Source organism: Streptomyces sp. NPDC031497 (assembly GCF_055580905.1).
Genome location: NZ_JBVIKO010000069.1, coordinates 1 through 1,888 on the forward strand (window position 1 = coordinate 1; position 1,888 = coordinate 1,888).

Here is a 1,888-nt window from a genome sequence, read left to right on the forward strand (position 1 = left end):
GGGGAGGGTTCTGCCCCCCCCCCATTGTTGGGGGCGGGGGGGCCGACGGCCCCCCGCCCCAGGCCCCCGGTCCCGGGGGGGGGGGGGGGGGGGCCCCCCCCCCCCCCCCCACCACACGCTCACTTCCTCTCGAAGAAGCGAGCGACTGCCTTTGCCACGTTCTCTCGCTCACCTCGGGCGCGGCCCTTTTGGTACGCGTAGCACGCGACTACTGCTATAAGCAGGACGATTACCTTGAAGCTCATAGCTTCCCCTCACGGATGAGTCTTCGGAGTGGCTCGGGGCTGCCGTCCCTGGGAAAGCAAATGGGCGCTTTCCCAGGGACGGCTAAGCGCGGTTACACGATGCCGTAACTGAGGTCGCCCTCAGGGTCGCCCCAGCGCTTCATTCCGTCGACTCGATGCGGGTGGAACGGGGCCCAGAAAGTCGGGGTCACGCGTAGGAATTCGCGGGCCTCGTGCAGTTCTATTTCCATGATCTTGCCGAGAACTCGGCGGTACAGTTCGACGTCGTCGCAGTCGGCGACCACGATGCGGAATTCGGCCCACGACCCTTCGGTGAAGCGCGGGTAACCCTCCTCCGCGAAATTCCGCTCGGAGTGGTAGGCCGGAAACACGAACTTCACGGTCACGGTTCCCTCAAACCGCTTCGTGTTGTCTTCAGCCTCGATCATCCAACCGGGCTTGTACTTGAGCTGGTTGACCAGCCGTACCGCTGACGTGACCTCCATGGCCAGGTCCCTTCGTGTGTTGTTCGGCGTGTCCGCTCCGGCGTCACCCGGGGCGGCCCCATGAGTTCGATACTAGATACTATAGAGGGTCTCCGCAACCCTTGCGGGTCACAATCTGGCGCCGAATCTGGCGCACTACCTGACGCATAATCAGGCGCGCAATCTGGCGCACCCCCCGAAGGCGCCATGGCGCGGGAGCGCAGGTCACACCCTGCACCCTGACGTGGTTGGGGTGCTGACATCCCCCTCTGCTGCCACTCCCCCCCGCCCGACCAAGAGAAGAGAGAAGGGGGCGGGGTTGCGGGGGGTGTGGCGGGCGTCGGGGGCTTGGGGGTGGGGGGTTGGTGTTGCGCGTCGCCTGGGGGCGCCGCGCGGTGGTGTGGCGGCCGTGGGGGCCGCTGTGGGGGTGGAGCCGGGGTGCGGGCCTCTAGTGTGTCCCGTGCCTGTCTCCGAGCGGTCTGTGGTGCCCGTGCTCCGCGTCTGTCGTCTGTCTCCTGCGGTCCTTGGTCCGGCCGGAGGCTGGACCCTGCTCCGTGTCCGGGGGAGTTTGGGTTTCTGACGGTCTGTCACTCTCGTTTTCCCGCGCCCGCATTCGGCGCCAGGTGTAGCCGCTCATTCCAGAATTCATCCCGCCCCGGAAATGACGCACAAAGCCTGCCCGTTCGCCCCTGCCGGAGGCACACCACCACCCCCCGACAACTCCCCACCCAACCCCCCCACTCAACCCCCCATCCTCACCGCCGAATTCACCCCTCTCATCGCACGCCGGAGGCACGCAATACTCGCCGCCGTCTTTTCGCAGTTCGCGCGGGGACGCGCAAAACGAGCGGAGCGGAATATTCGGCTGCCTGAGGCAGAGCGAAGGTATGCAGGGACTCACCTTAGAACCTATCCGGTTGTCATTTTTTGACGCACAGACCGATGCTGACAGTCCGTCAGTATCGGTCAAGGGTGCTGGATCCGGCACCCTCCCCCTACTGCTGCCGCTTTTCCTGACTGCGGAGCTGTCAAGCCCCGGACCAACGCGGAGCGTTGGTCCGGCAGGGGCCAGGCACGGAGTGCCTGGCCCCTCCGGGCGGAGCCCGGAGGCCTCCGGCGCGCAGCGCCGGGAAGCGTTGCGTAGCGACGCCGCGTCGTGTCTGCGGAGCAGACCGCGCG

Annotated in this window: 1 protein-coding gene; it reads right to left on the bottom strand. The window is 66.6% G+C overall.

Annotation, left to right across the window (positions count from 1 at the left end):
* Positions 1 to 337: 337 nt before the first annotated feature.
* Complete coding sequence (locus tag ACZ5K7_RS48260; protein WP_468924964.1) at positions 338 to 730, bottom strand: hypothetical protein; 393 nt, start codon at positions 728 to 730, stop codon at positions 338 to 340.
* Positions 731 to 1,888 lie beyond the last annotated feature (1,158 nt).